This window comes from Enterococcus sp. S183_ASV_20, assembly GCF_018919685.1.
GTDB lineage: Bacteria > Bacillota > Bacilli > Lactobacillales > Enterococcaceae > Enterococcus > Enterococcus faecalis.
Genome location: NZ_JAHLRI010000141.1, coordinates 1 through 1,239, shown reverse-complemented (window position 1 = coordinate 1,239; position 1,239 = coordinate 1). Strand labels below are relative to the sequence as shown.

General features: G+C 28.9%; 2 protein-coding genes and 1 pseudogene. 1 reads left to right on the top strand and 2 read right to left on the bottom strand.

Annotated elements, in window-relative coordinates:
- Window positions 1-105: pseudogene (gene cylL-S / locus KQI94_RS16040) on the bottom strand (lanthipeptide cytolysin subunit CylL-S); the annotation flags it as partial.
- A 33-nt stretch (window positions 106-138) separates the two neighbouring features.
- Window positions 139-345 carry a lanthipeptide cytolysin subunit CylL-L gene (gene cylL-L, locus KQI94_RS16035; RefSeq protein WP_002358485.1) on the bottom strand — a complete coding sequence of 69 codons (207 nt, stop codon included), beginning with the start codon at window positions 343-345 and terminating at the stop codon, window positions 139-141.
- Window positions 346-748: 403 nt separating this feature from the next.
- Between cylL-L and cylR2 the strand changes: the two genes are divergently transcribed.
- Entirely contained in the window at window positions 749-949 is a 201-nt protein-coding gene (gene cylR2, locus KQI94_RS16030) for a cytolysin regulator CylR2 (RefSeq protein ID WP_002370931.1), read from the top strand.
- Window positions 950-1,239: the final 290 nt, after the last annotated feature.

The window sequence follows — 1,239 nt, the reverse complement described above, 5'->3', positions numbered from 1 at the left end:
ACCTTGAATCGCTTCCATTTCTTCTAAACTTAACTCTTCAAAAGAAGGACCAACAAGTTCTAATTTATTAGAGTAATAGTTTTCTTGATTTTCCTTATTTAGCACTGTGCTTCACCTCACTAAGTTTTATAGTATATTTTAACAATGTTTTAAAGACACAACTACAGTTACTCCAGTAAAAATACCGCCACCAACCCAGCCACAAGCAGCACTACTTGCTGCAGCTGTCGCCGCAACAGCACACACCGGTGTTGTCTCAGCCTGAACATCTCCACTACCTTGAATCGCTTCCATTTCCTCAACACTTAGTTCTTCAAAACTAGGAACTACACTTAAATTTTCCATAATTCTTACCCTCCATCATAAAATTGTTGTATATTGCATAACATAATATGTTACAATTTAATATTATAGAGCTTTTAATCTTTTGTCAAGTGACACTTGACAAAAAGGAGGAATCAAAATGGCTATTTTTATTTTTTTATTGGATATCATTTCTGTAGTCTACTTTGTTTTTAATCTGACTGATTCAAAAAAAGATGAGCGAATTTTATATACAATTTCTTTAACATCTACTTACATGTACTTATTTATTAACTTTTCCATACTTATAGTAATTGCTATTTTTCTTTTACTACCTAATGTTATTACTAAAAACTATCTATTTAATTTTATCTACTATTACTTCTCTCTATCAATGATATTGCACTCTCTGTTACTACTTTTTTTCAACAAGAGGACTTCATAAATGATAATCAATAACTTAAAATTAATTAGAGAGAAAAAAAAAATTAGCCAAAGTGAATTAGCTGCTTTATTAGAAGTTAGCAGACAAACTATTAATGGTATAGAAAAAAATAAATATAACCCTTCTTTACAGTTAGCATTAAAAATTGCTTACTACCTGGATACTCCACTAGAAGATATTTTTCAATGGCAACCTGAATAAAAAAGATTTTTAAATTTCACCACAGAATATTTAAATTAAAAGAAAGGTGCTTCGTATGAAGAAAAAGTTTATATCCCTTCTGATTTTATTTTTAGGAATAATTGTTGGCATAGTAACAGTTTATATTTTAAAGCATAAATAATTATGACTGTTGTTTTATACTTTAATCATAACTGATTTTTTATCAGTAAAACCCTCACTTATGATTACATTGGTTCTGTTGCAAAGTTTTAAATAAAGAATAAAATCCCTTACGGTATCTATGATTTAAGCTGGGATTCCCAATAATA